General features: G+C 64.3%; 20 protein-coding genes. All 20 read right to left on the bottom strand.

The annotated features are described in order from the left end of the window. Nucleotides 1–67: 67 nt before the first annotated feature. The 20 genes from PXK01_RS11255 to pcaF all read right to left on the bottom strand — a co-directional run bounded on the left by PXK01_RS11255 (nucleotide 68) and on the right by pcaF (nucleotide 17887). Nucleotides 68–847 carry a TIGR02186 family protein gene (locus tag PXK01_RS11255; RefSeq protein ID WP_274860089.1) on the bottom strand — a complete coding sequence of 260 codons (780 nt, stop codon included), beginning with the start codon at nucleotides 845–847 and terminating at the stop codon, nucleotides 68–70. Beyond that, nucleotides 847–1764: a sulfite exporter TauE/SafE family protein gene (locus PXK01_RS11250; protein WP_274847349.1), complete on the bottom strand. Its 918-nt coding sequence runs from the start codon at nucleotides 1762–1764 to the stop codon at nucleotides 847–849. Before PXK01_RS11250 ends, PXK01_RS11255 begins: the two co-directional genes overlap by 1 nt. A gap of 282 nt (nucleotides 1765–2046) precedes the next feature. After that, nucleotides 2047–3054 (bottom strand): ABC transporter permease, encoded by a 1008-nt coding sequence (locus PXK01_RS11245; RefSeq protein ID WP_274860088.1) that lies wholly within the window; start codon nucleotides 3052–3054, stop codon nucleotides 2047–2049. Beyond that, a complete protein-coding gene (locus tag PXK01_RS11240; RefSeq protein ID WP_274860086.1) occupies nucleotides 3054–3566 on the bottom strand; it encodes a DUF6650 family protein in 513 nt (170 codons plus the stop codon). Before PXK01_RS11240 ends, PXK01_RS11245 begins: the two co-directional genes overlap by 1 nt. Beyond that, nucleotides 3566–4660, bottom strand: a complete 1095-nt coding sequence (locus PXK01_RS11235) for an ABC transporter permease (RefSeq protein ID WP_274860085.1) — start codon at nucleotides 4658–4660, stop codon at nucleotides 3566–3568. The genes PXK01_RS11240 and PXK01_RS11235 overlap by 1 nt, the downstream gene beginning before the upstream one ends. Next, nucleotides 4661–6190 carry an ABC transporter ATP-binding protein gene (locus tag PXK01_RS11230; protein ID WP_274860083.1) on the bottom strand — a complete coding sequence of 510 codons (1530 nt, stop codon included), beginning with the start codon at nucleotides 6188–6190 and terminating at the stop codon, nucleotides 4661–4663. A gap of 176 nt (nucleotides 6191–6366) precedes the next feature. Beyond that, nucleotides 6367–7362, bottom strand: coding sequence for a BMP family lipoprotein (locus PXK01_RS11225; protein WP_274847353.1), 996 nt, complete (start codon nucleotides 7360–7362; stop codon nucleotides 6367–6369). Nucleotides 7363–7522: 160 nt separating this feature from the next. Beyond that, the gene (locus PXK01_RS11220) at nucleotides 7523–7948 is read right to left on the bottom strand and encodes a GNAT family N-acetyltransferase (RefSeq protein WP_274860082.1); all 426 of its coding nucleotides are present in this window, start codon (nucleotides 7946–7948) and stop codon (nucleotides 7523–7525) included. Beyond that, on the bottom strand, nucleotides 7941–8537 hold the full coding sequence (gene tsaB, locus PXK01_RS11215; RefSeq protein ID WP_274847355.1) for a tRNA (adenosine(37)-N6)-threonylcarbamoyltransferase complex dimerization subunit type 1 TsaB: 597 nt from the start codon (nucleotides 8535–8537) through the stop codon (nucleotides 7941–7943). Before tsaB ends, PXK01_RS11220 begins: the two co-directional genes overlap by 8 nt. Nucleotides 8538–8584: 47 nt before the next feature. Beyond that, nucleotides 8585–9148: a NifU family protein gene (locus tag PXK01_RS11210; protein ID WP_274847356.1), complete on the bottom strand. Its 564-nt coding sequence runs from the start codon at nucleotides 9146–9148 to the stop codon at nucleotides 8585–8587. Nucleotides 9149–9274: 126 nt separating this feature from the next. Continuing rightward, nucleotides 9275–9730, bottom strand: coding sequence for a universal stress protein (locus PXK01_RS11205; protein WP_274860080.1), 456 nt, complete (start codon nucleotides 9728–9730; stop codon nucleotides 9275–9277). A gap of 21 nt (nucleotides 9731–9751) precedes the next feature. After that, the gene (locus tag PXK01_RS11200) at nucleotides 9752–10858 is read right to left on the bottom strand and encodes an AbrB family transcriptional regulator (protein WP_274860078.1); all 1107 of its coding nucleotides are present in this window, start codon (nucleotides 10856–10858) and stop codon (nucleotides 9752–9754) included. 5 nt (nucleotides 10859–10863) lie between these two features. Beyond that, nucleotides 10864–11727, bottom strand: a complete 864-nt coding sequence (locus PXK01_RS11195; RefSeq protein ID WP_274860077.1) for a branched-chain amino acid aminotransferase — start codon at nucleotides 11725–11727, stop codon at nucleotides 10864–10866. Nucleotides 11728–12028: 301 nt separating this feature from the next. Next, complete coding sequence (locus PXK01_RS11190; protein WP_274860075.1) at nucleotides 12029–12790, bottom strand: Phenylacetic acid catabolic protein; 762 nt, start codon at nucleotides 12788–12790, stop codon at nucleotides 12029–12031. An 86-nt stretch (nucleotides 12791–12876) separates the two neighbouring features. Then, nucleotides 12877–13950 (bottom strand): 1,2-phenylacetyl-CoA epoxidase subunit PaaE, encoded by a 1074-nt coding sequence (paaE, locus tag PXK01_RS11185; protein WP_274860074.1) that lies wholly within the window; start codon nucleotides 13948–13950, stop codon nucleotides 12877–12879. A gap of 10 nt (nucleotides 13951–13960) precedes the next feature. Beyond that, complete coding sequence (gene paaD, locus PXK01_RS11180; protein ID WP_274860071.1) at nucleotides 13961–14434, bottom strand: 1,2-phenylacetyl-CoA epoxidase subunit PaaD; 474 nt, start codon at nucleotides 14432–14434, stop codon at nucleotides 13961–13963. Between the two features lie 128 nt (nucleotides 14435–14562). Continuing rightward, the gene (gene paaC / locus PXK01_RS11175) at nucleotides 14563–15324 is read right to left on the bottom strand and encodes a 1,2-phenylacetyl-CoA epoxidase subunit PaaC (protein ID WP_274847363.1); all 762 of its coding nucleotides are present in this window, start codon (nucleotides 15322–15324) and stop codon (nucleotides 14563–14565) included. Further along, nucleotides 15324–15608: a 1,2-phenylacetyl-CoA epoxidase subunit PaaB gene (paaB, locus tag PXK01_RS11170; protein WP_192965606.1), complete on the bottom strand. Its 285-nt coding sequence runs from the start codon at nucleotides 15606–15608 to the stop codon at nucleotides 15324–15326. Before paaB ends, paaC begins: the two co-directional genes overlap by 1 nt. 83 nt (nucleotides 15609–15691) lie before the next feature. Continuing rightward, nucleotides 15692–16669 (bottom strand): 1,2-phenylacetyl-CoA epoxidase subunit PaaA, encoded by a 978-nt coding sequence (gene paaA, locus PXK01_RS11165; protein WP_274847364.1) that lies wholly within the window; start codon nucleotides 16667–16669, stop codon nucleotides 15692–15694. A 15-nt stretch (nucleotides 16670–16684) separates the two neighbouring features. Next, on the bottom strand, nucleotides 16685–17887 hold the full coding sequence (pcaF, locus tag PXK01_RS11160) for a 3-oxoadipyl-CoA thiolase (protein ID WP_274860070.1): 1203 nt from the start codon (nucleotides 17885–17887) through the stop codon (nucleotides 16685–16687). Between the last annotated feature and the right edge of the window lie 12 nt (nucleotides 17888–17899).

Raw genomic sequence — 17899 nt, 5'->3', positions numbered from 1 at the left:
CTCATCCCGTTGGGCCCGGCACCGCGCGGGGCGCGGTGCCTTGGTGCAAAAGTAGAGGGCGCGAAGCCTATCGTTCGCGCAAGAGCTGGAAGGCCGCCGAGGCGCCCCAGCCTGCGAGGACGGCGATCACCAGCGACATGATGCCGTAGATAAAGGGCTGTTCGCGCGACAGCGCATAGAGGAACCGCTCCAGCCCGACCTTGCGCACGTCGATCTCTGTCTCATAGGTCGAAACCACTTCGCCGCCACGGGTCAGCAGGACGCGGGTGGTATAGGCGCCTTCGGTCAGGTTCGCGGGCATGTCGATGGCGGTGCGGAACAGGGTCTGCTGATCCACGCTGACGGTTTCGGGGCGCAGGGAATAGAGCCCTTCGTCCTGGCGGATCCGCACCACGGCATCGGCAAACTCCTGGGCGTCGCGGATGTTCATCGCCGCCCCGACCGAGCGGATCGCACGTTCGACGGACACCCGGTGGCGCAGGTCCTCGGTATCGCTGAGTACGGCATCAAAGGGGCCGCTGGTGGCGACCGCGTAGAAGCTGGGGGCTGAGTCCACCAGCACGCTGTCGGCATTGACCCAGATGCCGAGCTTCTTTTCCTTACGGCGCACGGTGACGGGGGAAGAGGGGCCGGAGACGGTCACCACCACCTCCAGCGGCGCACTGTCGGGAATGGGTGTCTCGCGTTTCACCGCGCCGAAGACGAGGATCTCGGAGCCATCGAAATCTGCGGTGATCGCGACCCGGTTCTGGCTGAGGCCAAGGACGACCTCTTCGCGCGCGTCGGCGGCGGGGAGGGATGTTGCGCCGAGCAGGGTGCAGAGCAGGAGGGGAAGCAGACGGCGCATCAATGCCCTCCTGCCACGCCGAGCGAGAACAGCTCGTCCGGCATGATGAGAAGATCCAGGCCCAGCTTGCCGCAGACCGCCAGCACCATGATGGCCAGAAGGATGCGCAGCTGTTCGGCCTTGAGATAGGTGCCGATGCGGGTGCCGATCTGGGCGCCGATGACGCCGCCCACCAGCAGGAGCACGGCCAGCACGATATCCACCGTGTAGTTGGTGGTGGCATGCAGCATGGTGGTGAAACCGGTCACAAGGATGATCTGGAACAGCGAGGTGCCGACCACGACCTTGGTCGGCATTCCGAGAATGTAGATCATTGCCGGAACCATGATGAAACCGCCGCCAACGCCCATGATTGCAGCGAGGATGCCGACCGCGACTCCGACCATGATCGGCGGGATCACCGAGATATAAAGGCCGGAGGTGCGAAAGCGCATCTTGAAGGGCAGCGCATGGACCCAGCCGCGCTGGCGCCGCACCGGTGCGCCGCCCGGTTTGCGGGATTTGCGCAGGGCATTGAGGCTTTCGACGAACATCAGCCCGCCGACGACACCAAGGAAGACCACGTAGCAGAGCTTGACCAGAAGATCGACCTGGCCGAGCTGTTTCAGGTGGTTGAAGACCACGACACCAAGGGCCGCGCCGATCAACCCGCCCGCCTGCAAGACAAGCCCCATCTTGATGTCGACGGTGCGCCTTCGGAAATGGGCGAGTACGCCGGAGAAGGAGGAGGCGACGATCTGGTTTGCCTCGGTCGCGACGGCCACGGCTGGGGGGATGCCGATGAAGAACAGCAAGGGCGTCATCAGAAAGCCGCCGCCGACGCCGAACATGCCGGACAGAATGCCTACCATGCCCCCGAGTCCCAGAAGCAGGAAGGCGTTGACCGAAACCTCGGCGATGGGAAGGTAGATCTGCATGAATCAGTTAGAGCGCTTTGCCGCGGCAAAATCAACTGGCGATGCCGCCCCGCAGCATAGAGGATCGATATTCCGGATCAATCTGGACCTATGGCGACAGCTGCAGATGAGGGAGCGCGAAAGGGCAAGGCTCCCGCGCCCGCAGGTGGCCCTGGCGGTGCCAGAGCCCCCTTGGCGGGCTTGGGCCTGGCGCTGCGCTGACGCGCAGCGCGGCAGCACCCATGGAAAAACCGCCCGGTTTGGCGCCGGGCGGTTGCGTGGAGTGGACAGGGCCGGAAGGCCTTAGCGCTCTTTCACGTAAGGCTCGCCGCCGGCGCGCGGCGGGATCGCCTTGCCGACGAAACCGGCCAGGATCACCACGGTCAGGATATAGGGCAGGGCGTCCATCATCTGCACCGGGATGGTCACGCTGCCCAGTTCGATGTTCTGGAACCGCAAAGCCACCGCCTGCAACAGACCGAACAACAGGCAGGCCCCCATCGCGTGCCAGGGGCGCCACTTGGCAAAGATCAGTGCCGCCAGAGCGATGAAGCCGCGCCCTGCGGTCATGTCCTTGACGAAGCCCGCCTGCAGGGCGGTTGCCAGGTAGGCGCCCGCGATGCCACACAACAACCCGCAGATCGCGACCGCAGCAAAGCGCAAGCCCACGACCGAAACACCGGCGGTATCCACCGCAGCCGGGTTTTCCCCCACTGCACGCAGGCGCAGGCCGAACCGGGTGCGAAACAGCACCCACCAGGTGAGCGGCACAGAGAGGAAGGCGGCATAAACCAGGATCGAATGGCCCGAGAGCAGCTCGGAATAGATCTGCTGGATCATGCCTGCCTCGGCGATCAGCTCGGAGAGAGGGCGGCCCGAAGCCTCGGCATCGCTGGGCCCGATGGCAAAGGGCAGTTCGATCCCGCCAAAGCGCCCTTCGGCCAAGAGCGAGGGCGTGCGCCCGCCCTGCTGGAACCAGTCCTGGGCGATCAGCACGGTCATGCCTGCCGCGAGGAAATTGATGGCCACGCCCGAGATCAGCTGATTGCCACGGAAGGTGATCGAGGCCACACCATGCAGCCCCGCCAGCACCAGCGAGGAGGCGATGCCCGACAGCAGCCCCAGCCAGACATTGCCCGTCAGCGCGGCCACGGCGGCGGAGAAGAAGGCCGCCATCAGCATCTTGCCCTCAAGCCCGATATCGAAAATGCCCGCGCGTTCCGAATAGAGCCCCGCGAGACAGGCCAGCAGGAGCGGCGTCGCCAGACGGATGGTGCTGTCCAGCACCTGGATGATCGTCAGGGCATCCATTATTTAATATCCTCCAGTCTCTCTACGCTTGGCGGGAGTATTGAAGATAGACCGTCTTCGACATCAATTCCGTATTTGGAGGCAACTACCGCCAGCTCCTCACCAACGCGCGCTCGAAGCACGCCAAGTGCTGGGAGAAATATCCATGATGCATAGTGTCCGTTTTCAAATCCGAATTTACGAACATCGGTTCTATCCACAGCAATCAGAAATTCAGAACAGGCCGCTCGCATACGTCTGCAAGCAATTTCTGCGTCTGACTCTTCGGTGAATTTAGGAATGAACCCCGAAATCTTTTCTCTAAGTTTGACGATGCTTTGCACACAATGATCGGGGATCTCCGCCTCATGGTGAACGTACAGTGCCCTATGATGTTCAAGTTGGGCAACCAGTTCTCTTGCAGCCTGCCGTTCGTCAGCGGGGGGTGTCCATTGCATCCCGCCAAGTGGAGTGGAGAACCCGGAGATCCGGCTAGCAATTGTTCGCCAGCCTCTTTTGGGAGACTTTTCCATCAGGCTTTCTCCTTCCGCAGCGCAAGGAAGAGTTTTTCAAGCGGCATCCGCACCATATTGTCGAGCGCGCCAGTAAAGAGGATCACCAGCGCCTGGATCACCACGATCAATTCGCGCGGGATCGAGGTCCAGAGCGCCAGTTCCGCCCCGCCCTGATAGAGGAAGCCAAAGAGGATCGCGGCAAGGAAGACGCCAAATGGATGGCTGCGGCCCATCAGGGCCACGGCGATGCCGATGAAGCCGGCGCCCTCGGTGGAATTGAGCACCAGGCGCTCGGCCTCGCCCATGACGTTGTTGATCGCCATCATGCCGGCAAGACCGCCCGATATCAGCATGGCGATCATGGTGATCTTCACCGGAGAGATCCCGGCATAGAGCGCACCCGATTCCGAATGGCCATAGGCGCGGATCTCATAGCCCAACCGCGTACGCCAGATCAGCAGCCAGACGGCGAAACAGGCGGCGACGGCGACCAGCAGGCTGACGTTGGCCGGTGCGGATTTCGAGAAATTGATCCCGAAGGGCGCGAGCAGCTCATGCAGGCTGGGCAGGTGTACCGTTTCGACAAACCGCGCGGTGGCCGGATCCATGGCGCCTGCGGGTTTCAGCACATTGACCAGCACGTAGTTCAGCACCGCGGCGGCGATGAAGTTGAACATGATGGTGGTGATCACGATATGGCTGCCGCGCTTGGCCTGCAGATAGGCCGGGATGGCGGCCCAGGCAGCCCCGAACAGGGCGGCACCCAGGGCGGCAAAGATCAGCGCCACCGACCAGTGCGGCCAGGGGATGTAGAGACAGACAAGGGCGACGCCAAGCCCGCCGAGCATGGCCTGACCTTCGCCGCCGATGTTGAACATGCGGGCATGGAAGGCCACTGCCACGGCAAGCCCCGTGAACAGGAAATTCGTCGCATAATACAGCGTATAGCCCCAGCCATAGGTGGAGCCCAAGGCACCGGTCACCATCATCTTGACCGCAGCAACCGGGTCTTCGCCAATGGCGAGGATCACCAGGGCAGAGAGGATCGCCGCCAGCACCAGGCTGATCAGCGGGATCAGGACCACATCGGCCCATTTCGGCATCTTGTCCATCTACGCGGCCTCCCCCGCGACACCGGCCATCAACAGGCCCAGTTCCTTTTCATCGGTCTCATTGGCGGCGCGTTCGCCCATGATCATGCCGTCAAACATCACCGCGACCCGGTCCGAGAGCGACAGGATCTCTTCCAGCTCGACCGAGACCAGCAGGATCGCCTTGCCCTGATCGCGCAGGGCCACGATCTGCTTGTGAATGAATTCGATGGCGCCAATGTCCACACCACGGGTGGGCTGGCCGACCAGCAAGAGGTCGGGATTGCGCTCGATCTCGCGGGCAACGACGATCTTCTGCTGGTTGCCGCCCGAGAAATTCTTTGCCGCCAGCCAGGGATCGGGGGGGCGGACGTCGAATTTCTCCATCTTGGCAGCTGTGTCGGCGCGCAGGGCGGCGTTGTCCATCAACAGGCCGCGCTGGTATTCCGGCGCGTGGTGATAGCCGAAGGCAACGTTTTCCCAGGCGTGGAAGTCCATGATCAGCCCTTCGCGCTGGCGGTCCTCGGGCACATGGGCCACATGGGCGGCGCGGCGCGCGCGCCCGTCCGATCCGACACCCGTCAGGGGCAGGGGCTGGCCATTCAGGCGGACCGTTCCGGTGCCGGGGCGCATGCCGCCCAACACTTCCAAGAGTTCCGACTGTCCGTTGCCTGCAACCCCCGCGATGCCGAGGATCTCTCCGGCGCGCACGTTGAGGTCGATGCCCTTGACGCGCTCAACGCCAGCCTCGTCCACGACACGCAGGTTCTCGACCTCCAGGATCGGCTTGCCGGGCTGGGCGGGCACCTTGTCGACGCGCAACAGCACCTTGCGGCCCACCATCAGCTCGGCCAGGTGTTCGGGGTTGGTCTCGGAGGTCTTGACGGTCGCGGTCATCTCGCCCCGGCGCATGACGCTGACCGTATCCGTTGCCTCCATGATCTCGCGCAGCTTGTGGGTGATCAGGATGATGGTCTTTCCTTCGGCGCGCAGCCGGTCCAGGATGCGGAACAGCTGGTCGGCCTCCGCCGGGGTCAGAACGCCCGTGGGCTCATCCAGGATCAGGATCTCGGCCTTGCGGTACAGCGCCTTCAGGATCTCGACCCGCTGCTGCATGCCGACGCCGATCTCGTCGATACGCTTGTCCGGATCGACGAAAAGCTCGTACTCCTCCTCCAGCGCCTTCAGCTCTTTGCGGGCGCGGCGCAGAGAGGGCGTCAGGAGGCCGCTGTCCTCGGCGCCCAGCACGATGTTTTCCAGCACGGTGAAATTCTCAACCAGCTTGAAATGCTGGAACACCATGCCGATCCCGGCGGCAATGGCGGCCTGGCTGTCGGGGATCTCGGTCCGTTGTCCGTTGATCCAGATCTCGCCGCTGTCGGCCTTGTAAAATCCGTAAAGAATGCTCATCAGCGTGGATTTGCCCGCGCCGTTTTCACCGATGATCCCGTGGATCGTGCCGGGGGCGACGCTGATGGAGATGTCCTTGTTTGCCTGGACCGGGCCAAAGGCCTTGGAGATGCCTTTGAGTTCAATCGCTGGTGCCGTCATTCTGGCTCCTCAACTGTCTCGTGGATGCAGCCTCGTGGGTGGGGCCTCCACGGTATCGGCAGCCTCTGCTGCCGGTCAGGGCGGATAAAGCAAACCCGGAGGCAGCGATTGCGGGCCGCCTCCGGGCAAAGCGAACGCCGGTCCAACGTTGCATGCTGGGCCGGGGTCTCAGCCGATCAGAACGACAGGGCCGGGCAGCTGTCGTCGGACATGTAGTCATGCACCTTCAGCTCGCCCGAGGCGATCTTGGCCGCAGCCGCATCCACCATGGCTTTCATCTCGTCCGAGACCAGCGGCGCGTTGTTGTCGTCCAGCGCATAGCCGACGCCGCCATTGGCCAGACCCATGACCGAGAAACCGGTTTCCATGTCGGGACCGTCGGTGAAGGCGCTGTAGACGGCATTGTCCACGCGTTTCATCATCGAGGTCAGGACCTTGCCCGGATGCAGGTGGTTCTGGTTGCTGTCCACGCCGATCGACAGGATGTCCTCATCCGCCGCCGTCTGCAGAACGCCCACACCGGTGCCGCCCGCCGCGGCATAGACCACGTCAGCGCCCTGGCTGATCTGCGCCTTGGTCAGCTCGGAGCCCTTCACCGGGTCGTTCCAGGCCGCCGGGGTGGTGCCGGTCATATTGGCGATGACCTTGGCGTCGGGGTTGGCCGCCAGCACGCCCTGGGCATAGCCGCAGGCGAATTTGCGGATGAGCGGAATGTCCATGCCGCCGATGAAGCCGACGGTGCCGGATTTCGACGCCTCTGCCGCCATCATGCCCACCAGGTAGGAGCCTTCATGCTCGTTGAAGACGACCGAGCGCACGTTGGGCTGGTCGACAACCATGTCGATGATGGTGAACTTGGTGTCCGGGTAATCGGCTGCCACCTGACCCAGCGCGTCGGCAAAGGCAAAGCCGGCCATCACGATCGGGTTGGAGCCGGCCTCGGCAAAGCGGCGCAGCGCCTGCTCGCGCTGGGCTTCGGACTGCAGCTCGATCTCGCGGAAGCTGTTGCCGGTTTCCTCGGACCAGCGTTTGGCACCATTGAAGGCCGCCTCGTTGAAGGATTTGTCGAACTTGCCGCCAAGGTCAAAGATCAGCGCAGGTTCCGCCAATGCGGCGCCAGCGGTCAGGGCAAGCGCGGCCGATGCGCCCATCAGGGATTTCATCAGGCTCATGTGGATACTCCCAAGTCGTTATTAATTGTTACAGCCGGTGTCCGGCCACCCGGTAAAATAGAGTGTCCGGGCACAGGTTCTAGGTGCGACAATTTAGCCTGCAGCTTTGGGACAGGGTCAACCGCTTTTTGACCCTTTGGTGGGAAATCGCGTGGGTGGCCTAGCGTAAGCTGCGTTTCATGAGCACGGCATCGACAGGCGCGGCGCCCGAGCGGGGGTAATAGCCGGGCCTTGTGCCGCAGGTCGCGAATCCGCTGCTCTGGTAAAGGGCCTGCGCCGGGGTGTTGTCGGCAGCGACTTCCAGAAAGGCCTGATCTGCGCCGCGGGTCCGGGCTTGTGCTTGCCAATCCTTCATCACCTGCCGGGCCAGACCCTGTCGCTGGTGATCGGGGTGGGTGGCGATGGTCAGCAGTTCCGCTTCATCGGCGATCACGCGCACCAGTGCGAAACAGCGCGCGTCTCCGATGGCAAATGTCAGCGGGCTGTCCAGGAGCGCGGTGAATTCCCCGGTGCTCCAGGGGCGGGATTGGGTAAAGGCCACCCTGTGGGTCGCGGCCATATCATCCGGGGTGGGGGCGCTAGCCATCGATCAGCGCAGGTGGCACATCGCGGGACGGGGCCGCATCGGCCGCCCTCAGATACAGGGGGGCAGGAGGCGCTGTCACATCGTCTTTGCGCTGGGTGGCGATGCGCGCAATCATTGCGGCCAGTCCTGCGGGGCTGGCCTCGGGCGCGAAGGTGAGCCCGGCACCGCGCGCGGCATCTTCGGCCTCCTGCCGGGGCATCAGACGCGGTGCTTCGCCCGGTAGGGCGGCATAGACCTGATCGCGCGGCGCGGGGATTGCAGCCAGGCTGCCTGTCTCGGCGCGGGCCTCGAACCCATCGACGCCAACCACCGGAATTTCCAGCCCCAGCGCAAGGCCACGCGCGGCGGACACCGCGATGCGGATACCGGTGAAATTACCGGGGCCGACGCCCACGCCGATGGCATCCAGATCGTCCCAGGTCGCGCCGCCGACCGCCAGCACCTCTTCCAGCAGCGGCATCAGACGTTCGGCCTGGCCGCGCGTCATCGGCTCCAGCGCCTCTGCCACAAGGGTGTCGCCCCGCAGCAAAGCGGCCGCGCAATGCGCGGCCGATGTGTCAAATCCCAGAACCAGCGGTTCGGCGGTCATCTTTCGTCCTTTCAAGTCGCTCAAACAGCGACAGCCGCTGTGGTCGCTTATACGGCGACGGGGCGCACCTCGGTCACTTCCGGGATGTAGTGGCGCAGCAGGTTCTCGATGCCCATCTTCAGGGTCAGCGTCGAGGAGGGGCAGCCCGCGCAGGCGCCTTGCATATGCAGGTAAACCACGCCACGTTCGAACCCGTGGAAGGTGATGTCGCCGCCGTCCTGTGCCACGGCAGGGCGCACGCGGCTGTCCAGCAGCTCCTTGATCTGGCTCACCACTTCACCGTCTTCGCCGGTGTGTTCGGCATGGCCCGAGGCCTGTTCGCCGCCCGCGTTGATCACCGGCTGGCCGGACTGGTAATGCTCCATCACCGCGCCCAGGATGCCGGGCTTGATGTGATCCCACTCCACGTCGTCCGCCTTGGTCACGGTCACGAAGTCATTGCCGAAGAAGACACCGTTCACGCCCTTTACCGCAAAGATGCGGGAGGCCAGCGGCGAGGCCTCGGCCGCTTCGGCGGTGGCGAAATCAGCGGTGCCTGCCTCCAGAACGGTCTGCCCCGGAAGGAATTTCAGCGTCGCCGGGTTCGGCGTGGATTCGGTCTGAATGAACATCTGAGGCCTCCGTTTGTCTGTGGCAGATATGCGCGCGAGGCGCCGATAAGTCAAGGTTTGGAATGGTTCTAAATTGCGTCGGGCATCTGGGAAGATCGCCTGCTGCGGTCCGCATCCGGCCTGCGGTCAGGTGATCGCTTCCAGCCGGTCCTTGGACAGATCGCCCGGCACGATGGTGATCGGCACCGGCAGGCTGCCCGAGGTTTTGCTGAGCTGGTTGACCAGCGGCCCCGGCCCCTTGCGGTCGGTGCCTGCGCCCAGCACCAGGACGCCGATTTCCGGATCCGCCTCGATCTGGGCCAGAATTTCGGGGACAGGATCGCCTTCGCGGATGATCAGCTCGGGGTCCACCCCCTGGCGGTCGCGCATCCATTTGGCGAAAACCTCGAAATGGGCGTGGATGCGTTCGCGCGCCTCTTCGCGCATGACCTCGCCGACGCCGATCCAGTGGTTGAACTCGTCAGGCGGAATGACAGACAGGATCGCGACGCCGCCACCGGTGCTGGCCGCGCGCATGGCGGCAAAGCGCATGGCGTTCAGGCATTCGCGACTGTCATCAAGCACAACCAGGAATTTGCGCATCTATACCCTCCACAATCGCGATCAATCTGCCCGAGGGACCGGCCCCTGTCCATCCCCCTGTCCTTTTGCCTGTTCATCCCCCTGTCCATCGCCGTGCTTGCGGGCGCTGCGCGCCACGAGGCTTGCGTACAGCATCAGCACCAGGGCCAGCACCAGAAGCCGGAACAGATGCGCCGCCGCCACGAAGGCCGGATCGGCGCCCAGGGCCGCGCCCAGAATGATCATGGTTTCCAGCCCGCCCGGGGAAAACCCCAGCAGCACATCCAGCAGCGGCAGTCCTGACAGGTAGGCGGCAGGCAGGGCCAAGGCCCCCGCCAGACCACAGGTCAACAGCACGATCACGCCGCCGGCCAGCAGGCTGTCGCGCAGCTCTCCCCAGGCCATGCCGCTGAAGCGCGTGCCAATCAGGCTGCCCATCAGTACCAGGGCGCCCTGTGCGGTCCAATCCGGCAGGCTGCCGCCCGTCCAGCCGCCAAGGTGGGCCGTGGCGGCCACGGAAATGCCTGCAAACAGCGTCGGTGCCGGGAGTTTCAGCCGCGCCAGCACCGGAGACAGCGCCAGCGCCGTGGCCAGCTGCAGGGCGATCCAACCCCAGGGGGTGACCGCGTTGCCGCCCGGCAGGCCAAAGCCCACCTCCATACCGGCCAGGGTGGCGCCCAGCGGCACCAGCAAGGTCAGGGTCATCAGCCGGATCGAGGCGAGGATGATCGGGCGCGACAGCGACAGCGACAGGCTGTCGGCCAGGGCAATGACCAGCCCCAGATGGCCGGGCGCGGCGGCCAGAAAGGATTCGTGCCGGTCAAAGGGCAGCAGGCGCGGCACCAGGCTGCGCCCCGCAAAGGGCGTGAGGATGGTCACCGCCGCCAGCAGGCCAAAGGCCACCGGCCAGCGCATCATGGCCGCGATGCTTTCGGGGCTGACCATGGATCCGATGCTGATCCCCATCACCAGGAAGGCCGCATTCCGGATCCGGCGTGCAATATCCATGGGGGCGCCCCACAGACCGGCCAGGGATACCGCGATGGCAGGTCCGGCCAGCAGCGCCATGGGCATGTGAAGAAGCGAGGCGACCAGGGCGCCGAACCCGCCGACGGCCAGGGTCAGCAGGCTTTGGTGCCCCTTACCCAAGCGTTTCATCCATGGCTGGCGGACCAGTCCCAGTACATCTCGCGCACGCGGCGGGCCATGGGGCCGATCTGGTACTGGCGGTCGTCGAATGCAGTGACCGGGGTGACCTTGCTCATGTTGCCGGACATGAAGACCTCGTCGGCCTCCTCGAAATCCTTGAAGGTCAGCACGGTCTCATGCACGGTCACCCCGTCCGCCTTGAGGTTCTTGATGTGGCGGGCGCGGGTGATCCCGGCCAGGAAGGTGCCATTGGCAATGGGGGTGAAGACCTCGCCATCGCGCACCATGAAGACATTGGCGGTCGCGGTTTCGGCCACATTGCCCATGGCATCCTGCACCAATGCGTTGGTGAACCCCTTGGCGCGCGCCTCGCGCAGCATGCGACCATTGTTGGGGTAAAGGCAGCCGGCCTTGGCGTTGACCACGGCGTTTTCCAGCACCGGGCGGCGGAATTGGGTGCGGGTCAGGGTGGCGCTGGCCTCTGCCGGGGCCATGGCGATTTCTTCCAGGCAGAGCGCGAACTTGGTGCTTTCCGGCTCTGGCGCAAGCATCGTCGCGTCGCCCTCGGTGGCCCAGTACATCGGGCGGATATAGACGGCCGCGCCAGGCGAAAAACGTTTCAGCCCCTCGCGGGCGATCTCCACCATGTCGGCCGCAGTGACCGTGGGCTTCATCATCAGCGCCGTGGCCGAGGCGTTGGCGCGCGCACAATGGAGATCCAGATCGGGGGTCATCCCTTCGAACAGCCGCGCCCCGTCAAAGACCGAGGATCCCAGCCAGGCGGCGTGATCGGCGGCCGTCATGATCGGCACGTCGCCCGCGTGCCACTGACCGTTGAAATAGGTGTGGATGGTGCTGCCAATTGCCATGGGTCGGAGCCTTTCGATCTGTCTTGCTTGCCTCGGACCCTAGGAGCCTCTTCCGGCAAGGTCCAGTGCCGCAAGCGCGCTCTTTTGCACATTGGCCCCTGCGCTTGTCCCTTGGGGCGTTGCCATTCAGGCGCGGGAGCGAAAGGATTGGATAGGCTGTTTCGCGCGCGAAACAACGCAACGGGGGCTGGCAACAGGCGGATGCGCGCCGCAAGGCGCGCTGGGCCCAACGGGGCGCGGGGCATCTTTGATGCGCCCAAGCCCGGGCGGGAGCGGCCCGGTGCGCTGCGGACCTCCGGGATCAGCTGCCCGGTTTCAGATCCAGCTGGGTCAGGATCGCGCCTGCGTCCTTGGCCCATTGGCCGCGCAGGTCGGCGTTTGCGATATGACGCAGGCCCATCGCCGCCAGGCCGTCGAATTTCTGGGAGTCGTCCGCCCCGAAAGAGGCTGACACCCGGGGCCACCAGTACTCGACCGCTTCCTGGGCCTGCGGACCCTCGCCATGGCTCACCAGCCTCGTAAGCCCTTCTCCGGCCAGTTCCGCGTGACGGATCTCGACCGGCAGGATCGCGCGAAAGGCCTCGGCCAGGGGCTGGTAGGACACCCGCGAGAGTTCCGCCAGCTGCACCACCACGGCGCGGCCCATCAGCAGGTTCATCACCACCGCGTCGGTCCAGCCCTCCAGCGGGTAGTTGAACACCGCCAGGCGCATGTCGTGCTTGCTGCGGCTCTGGCCGATGTCGGCGTCGCGTTCCAGCCGTGCGGTCCAGGGGTGATGATCGGCGTAGGCCTCTGTGTCGGCGCCGAAGTCTCCCATGATCTGCAGCACCTTCTCGGCATTGGCGGTCTTTTCCAGCACGATCTTGGCGGCGGCGATACGCGCCTTGATGCCGGGGCCTTCGTTGATGATATCGGCAAAACCGGCCGCCCCGGCCAATTCGCTGTCCACGAAGGTGGCCATCAGTTTGAGCAGCTCGGCACGATAGCGCGGCGGCACGTTGGATGGGTTGGTGAGCTTGCCACCCTGGGCAAGATAGCTCGCAAGGCTCATGTCCTCGGCCATGGGGGTCCTCCCTCGGATCGGTCCGGGCACAATCGACGGACCTTTGAAAGCAAAGACGCGCCCCGAAGGGCGCGCCGTGACATCTGTTACTGATCGTAGTCCACGACCACCTTGTCGGTGACCGGATAGGCCTGGCAGGACAGCACGTAGCCCTTTTCGACCTCATAATCTTCCAGCGCGTGGTTGGTGACCATCTCGACCTCGCCCTCCAGCACCTTGCAGCGGCAGGTCGAGCAGACCCCGGCCTTGCAGGCATAGGGCGCATCCATGGCGTTCTCCAGGGCGGCATCCAGAAGGGTCGTGTCCTTGTCCATCTGGATGGTCTGGGTCGCGCCGTCCAGGGTGATCGCGGCAGAGGTCTGGTTGGCGCCGCTGGCGGCATCCGCGGCGCTCACCTTGCGTTTCGCGCGCCCCGGCTGGGCGCTGGCGAACAGCTCGAACTTGATCTGATCATCCGCAAGGCCCGCGGTGCGCAGGGCGGCAGCAATGCCCAGCATCATCGGTTCCGGCCCGCAGATGAAGGCGGTGTCCACGTTCTGGATGTCGATCCAGTGTTCGAACAGCTGGGCGCATTTCTCCTCGGTCACCAGGCCGGTGAACAGATCGATCTCCTGGGCGTCGCTTTCCAGGATGTGGATCACGTTGAAGCGGCCCATGTAGAGGTTCTTCAGATCCTCCAGCTCCTCGCGGAACATGATCGTGTTCACGCCCTTGTTGGCATAGACCAGCGTGAAGGTGGAGTTCGGCTCCGCCGCCAGGGTGGTTTTCAGGATCGACAGCACCGGGGTGATGCCGGAACCACCGGCAAAGCCGAGGTAGGATTTCTCGGCCCCTGCATCCAGCGGCGTGAAGAAACTGCCCATGGGCGGCATTGCCTGCAGGGTGTCACCGGCTTTCAGCTCGGTATTGGCCCAGGTGGAGAAGGCGCCGCCATCGACGCGTTTGATGCCCACCTGCAGGATGCCCTCGTCCTTTCCGGCGCAGATCGAGTAGCTGCGGCGCAGCTCCTCGCCGTCGAAATCGCGGCGGAAGGTCAGGTACTGGCCCTGGGTGAAATCGAATTCCGCCGCCGCGCCATTGACGGGCTTCAGGGAGACGACAACCGCATCGCGGATCGTCTTGCGGACATCGGTGACTTCTAGATCGTGGAAGCGCGCCATGGAGGTCTCCTCAGATGCACTTGAAATAATCAAAGGGTTCGAGGCAGTCCTGGCAGCGCCAGTGTGCCTTGCACGGGGTCGAGCCGAACTGGCTGACCAATGTGACGTTCTTGCTGCCGCAATGCGGGCATTTCTCGGGGCCGCCCGCAGGTTGCGGCGGGGCGATCCCGTATTCTTCCAGCTTGGCGCGGCCCTTGTCGGACAGCCAGTCGGTGGTCCAGGGCGGCGCGATCTGGGTCTTGAGGCGGATATTGTCCAGCCCGTGATCGCGCAGGGCGGTTTCGATATCCATGTTGATCACCGAGGTCGCCGGGCAGCCCGAATAGGTCGGGGTGACGGCCACTTCCAGCGTGTCGCCATCCCAGGCGACACCACGGATGATGCCGAGATCCACCAGGGAGATCACCGGGATTTCCGGGTCGGGCACGGCGTCCAGCCATTCCCAGATCTGTTCCACGCTTGGCTTGTCAACAGTTTGGCTCATGTGGATGTCCTCATGTTCTCGGCCGGATGTTCTGGCCCGGCAGCACGACTGGCCGGGCAAGGCCCGTTCGCCGCGATGGCCGGGGCCTTAGCCCCAACCAATGGGGCCTGCGCCCCCGGTGCGTGTTGTTACCACTTGGCGCCGGGATAGGCGCGCTGCAGCCACTGCATCTGCGTCAGCAGGTGGCCCAGGTGCTCGGTGTGCATCTTGCCGGTGCGACCGCCCTTGTGACCGAAGGCGCTGTCCGGGATGGTCAGCGTTGCCTCGGTCAGGATCCGGCCGATCAGCGCATCGAAGTCGGCACGCAAGCTGGCCGGATCGGGCGCGATGCCCGCCTTGACCATTTCGGCGTCCACATCATCGGACTGGAACATCTCGCCCACATAGGGCCAGAGGTAGTCCAGCGCCTCCTGCATGCGGCGGTGGCTTTCCTCGGTGCCATCGCCCAGACCCACGACCGTGTCGGCCGAGCGTTCCAGGTGATAGGCAACTTCCTTGCTGGCCTTGGCGGCAATCGCGGCGACACGCTCGTCGCTGGATTTCATCAGGTGGCCCAGCTGGATCGAGTGCCAGGCATCAAACAGGCACTGGCGCATCAGGGTGCGGCCAAAGTCGCCGTTCGGCACCTCGACCAGCAGCAGATTGCGGAAATCCCAGACATCGCGCAGGAAGGCGATATCATCCGCGCTCTTGCCCTCACCCTGCACTTCGCCCGCAAGGCCAAGCCACATCTGGGTCTGGCCAATGAGATCCAGCGCGGTATTGGCCAGTGCGATGTCTTCCTCCAGAACCGGGGCATGGCCGCACCATTCGCTGACGCGGTGGCCCAGGATCAGGGTGTTGTCGCCCATCCGCAAAAGGAACTGGGTAAACGCCTCATCACGGGTCATTACATCGCCCCCACTTCTTCGGGGATGTCAAAAAAGGTCGGGTGACGGTAGACCTTGGATTCAGAGGGCTCATAGAGCGGGCCCTTGTCACCGGGCGAGGAGGCCGCGATGTGGTTGGCTTCCACCACCCAGATCGACACGCCTTCGTTGCGGCGGGTGTAGACGTCGCGGGCGTTCTTGATCGCCATTTCGGCGTCCGGCGCATGCAGCGAGCCGACGTGGCGGTGGCTCATGCCGTGCTGACCGCGGATGAAGATTTCCCAAAGGGGCCATTCGTTTTTCATGGGGTGTTCCTCCTGGCTGAGGGGCCGCCCTGCCGCGCGTCACGTTTCAGGCGCGGGCAGGGGGCGGGTAAGGCTTGGATCGCTTATTCGGCGGCGTGTTTGCGCGCGGCCTTTTTCTGGGCATGGGCCAGCAGACCGTCGCGGACCCAGGCACCATCGTCCCAGGCCTTGTTGCGCGCCGCCAGACGGTCCACGTTGCAGGGGCCGTTTCCTTTGATCACGTCGAAGAATTCCGACCAGTCGGGATCGGTGTAATCGTAGTGGCCGCGTTCCTCGTTCCACTTGATGCCCGGATCGGGCAGGTCGAGGCCTAAGAATTCGATCTGCGGCACGGTTTGATCGACGAATTTCTGACGCAGCTCGTCATTGGTGTTGATCTTGATCTTCCACTTCATCGACTGTTCCGAATGGGTGGAATCCTTGTCCGAGGGGCCGAACATCATCAGCGACGGGAACCAGAGACGGTTCACGGCATCCTGCGCCATCTTCTTCTGCTCGGGCGTGCCTTCGGCCATCTTGCGGATGGCGTCATAGCCCTGGCGCTGGTGGAAGCTCTCTTCCTTGCAGATGCGGATCATGGCGCGGCTGTAGGGGCCAAACGAGGTCCGCTGCAGCGGCACCTGGTTCATGATCGCAGCACCGTCAACCAGCCAGCCCACCGCGCCGATATCGGCCCAGTTCAGGGTCGGGTAGTTGAAGATCGAGGAATACTTCATGCGGCCATCCAGCAGCATTTCGGTCAGCTCGTCGCGGGACACGCCCATGGTTTCCGCCGCGCAGTAAAGGTACAGGCCATGGCCCGCCTCATCCTGCACCTTGGCCAGCAGGATCGCCTTGCGCTCCAGCGTCGGCGCGCGGGTGATCCAGTTGCCCTCGGGCAGCTGGCCGACGATTTCGGAATGCGCATGCTGGCCAATCTGGCGGATCAGCGTCTTGCGGTAGCCCTCGGGCATCCAGTCCTTCGGCTCGATCTTCTCGCCGCGGTCGATGCGTTCCTGAAAGGCCGCGAGTTTCTCCGGGTCGTCATTCGTCGCCTCGGATTTCACCATCTGAGCATACATGGCGCGTCTCCTCCTTTACACACGTTCCAGGATCAGGGCGGCGCCCTGTCCGACACCAACGCACATGGTGCAGAGCGCGTAGCGCCCGCCGGTGCGTTGCAGTTGATAGGCGGCTGTCAGCACCAGGCGGGCGCCGGACATGCCAAGCGGGTGACCGATGGCGATGGCACCGCCATTGGGGTTCACATGGGGGGCATCATCCGCCACGCCAAGGGCGCGCAGGGTGGCAATCCCCTGCGAGGCGAAGGCCTCGTTCAATTCGATCACATCCATCTGGTCGATGGTGAGGCCGGTGCGGGCCAGGACCTTTTGCGTTGCGGGCACCGGGCCGATGCCCATCACGCGGGGTTCGACCCCGGCGGCGGCCATGCCGACGATACGGGCCATGGGTTTGAGACCATTCTTCGCGGCGGCGGTCTCATTTGCCATCAGGATGGCGGCAGCACCATCGTTGACGCCCGAGGCATTGCCCGCGGTCACCGTCTTATCCGGGCCGTTGACGCCCTTCAGCTTGGCCAGCTTTGCGGCATCGGTGCCGGGGCGGGGGTGTTCGTCGGTGTCCACGACCAGCGGATCACCCTTGCGCTGGGGGATGGTGACCGGGGTGATTTCCTCGGCAAAGACACCTGCCGCATGGGCGGCGGCCCAGCGGGCCTGGCTGCGGGCCGCGAATGCGTCCTGATCTTCGCGGGAGATATCATAGTCCTCGGCGACGTTGTCGGCGGTCTGCGGCATCGAATCCGTGCCGTACATCTCGTGCATCTTCTTGTTCACGAAGCGCCAGCCGATGGTGGTGTCATAGACCGCATTGGCGCGGGTGAAGGCGCTGGTCGCCTTCGGCATCACGAAGGGCGCGCGGCTCATGCTTTCGACGCCGCCTGCGATGGCCATGTCATAATCGCCCGACCGGATCCCGCGGCTGGCCATGCCCACCGCATCCATGCCGGATGCACACAGACGGTTGACGGTGGTGCCGGGCACATCCACCGGCAGACCTGCCAAGAGGGCCGCCATGCGGGCCACGTTGCGGTTGCTTTCGCCGGCCTGGTTGGCGTCGCCAAAGATCACATCGTCAATGCTGGCCCAGTCCACATCGGGATTGCGCGCGACCAGTGCGGCAATCGGCGCTGCCGCCAGATCGTCGGTGCGGACTTGGCTAAGGGCGCCGCCGTAGCGGCCAATCGGGGTCCGGGTGGCATCGCAGATGAATGCATCCATGGGGTTCGCGTC

Source organism: Phaeobacter sp. PT47_59 (assembly GCF_028890025.1).
Classification (GTDB): Bacteria; Pseudomonadota; Alphaproteobacteria; order Rhodobacterales; family Rhodobacteraceae; genus Phycobacter.
This window is presented reverse-complemented; position numbering and strand designations above follow the sequence as displayed.

Excerpts from the sequence above, each read along its gene's own strand:
- PXK01_RS11235 (WP_274860085.1), bottom strand. The coding sequence starts at position 4,660 with ATGGACAAGATGCCGAAATGGGCCGATGTGGTCCTGATCCCGCTGATC.
- PXK01_RS11220 (WP_274860082.1), bottom strand. The coding sequence starts at position 7,948 with ATGGCTAGCGCCCCCACCCCGGATGATATGGCCGCGACCCACAGGGTG.
- paaE (WP_274860074.1), bottom strand. The coding sequence starts at position 13,950 with ATGGCGCGCTTCCACGATCTAGAAGTCACCGATGTCCGCAAGACGATC.
- PXK01_RS11250 (WP_274847349.1), bottom strand. The coding sequence starts at position 1,764 with ATGCAGATCTACCTTCCCATCGCCGAGGTTTCGGTCAACGCCTTCCTG.
- paaC (WP_274847363.1), bottom strand. The coding sequence starts at position 15,324 with ATGACCCGTGATGAGGCGTTTACCCAGTTCCTTTTGCGGATGGGCGAC.
- PXK01_RS11205 (WP_274860080.1), bottom strand. The coding sequence starts at position 9,730 with ATGCGCAAATTCCTGGTTGTGCTTGATGACAGTCGCGAATGCCTGAAC.
- paaD (WP_274860071.1), bottom strand. The coding sequence starts at position 14,434 with ATGAGCCAAACTGTTGACAAGCCAAGCGTGGAACAGATCTGGGAATGG.
- PXK01_RS11240 (WP_274860086.1), bottom strand. The coding sequence starts at position 3,566 with ATGGAAAAGTCTCCCAAAAGAGGCTGGCGAACAATTGCTAGCCGGATC.
- PXK01_RS11210 (WP_274847356.1), bottom strand. The coding sequence starts at position 9,148 with ATGTTCATTCAGACCGAATCCACGCCGAACCCGGCGACGCTGAAATTC.
- PXK01_RS11245 (WP_274860088.1), bottom strand. The coding sequence starts at position 3,054 with ATGGATGCCCTGACGATCATCCAGGTGCTGGACAGCACCATCCGTCTG.
- tsaB (WP_274847355.1), bottom strand. The coding sequence starts at position 8,537 with ATGACCGCCGAACCGCTGGTTCTGGGATTTGACACATCGGCCGCGCAT.
- PXK01_RS11195 (WP_274860077.1), bottom strand. The coding sequence starts at position 11,727 with ATGGCAATTGGCAGCACCATCCACACCTATTTCAACGGTCAGTGGCAC.
- pcaF (WP_274860070.1), bottom strand. The coding sequence starts at position 17,887 with ATGGATGCATTCATCTGCGATGCCACCCGGACCCCGATTGGCCGCTAC.
- PXK01_RS11255 (WP_274860089.1), bottom strand. The coding sequence starts at position 847 with ATGCGCCGTCTGCTTCCCCTCCTGCTCTGCACCCTGCTCGGCGCAACA.
- PXK01_RS11225 (WP_274847353.1), bottom strand. The coding sequence starts at position 7,362 with ATGAGCCTGATGAAATCCCTGATGGGCGCATCGGCCGCGCTTGCCCTG.
- paaA (WP_274847364.1), bottom strand. The coding sequence starts at position 16,669 with ATGTATGCTCAGATGGTGAAATCCGAGGCGACGAATGACGACCCGGAG.
- PXK01_RS11190 (WP_274860075.1), bottom strand. The coding sequence starts at position 12,790 with ATGGCCGAGGACATGAGCCTTGCGAGCTATCTTGCCCAGGGTGGCAAG.
- PXK01_RS11230 (WP_274860083.1), bottom strand. The coding sequence starts at position 6,190 with ATGACGGCACCAGCGATTGAACTCAAAGGCATCTCCAAGGCCTTTGGC.
- paaB (WP_192965606.1), bottom strand. The coding sequence starts at position 15,608 with ATGAAAAACGAATGGCCCCTTTGGGAAATCTTCATCCGCGGTCAGCAC.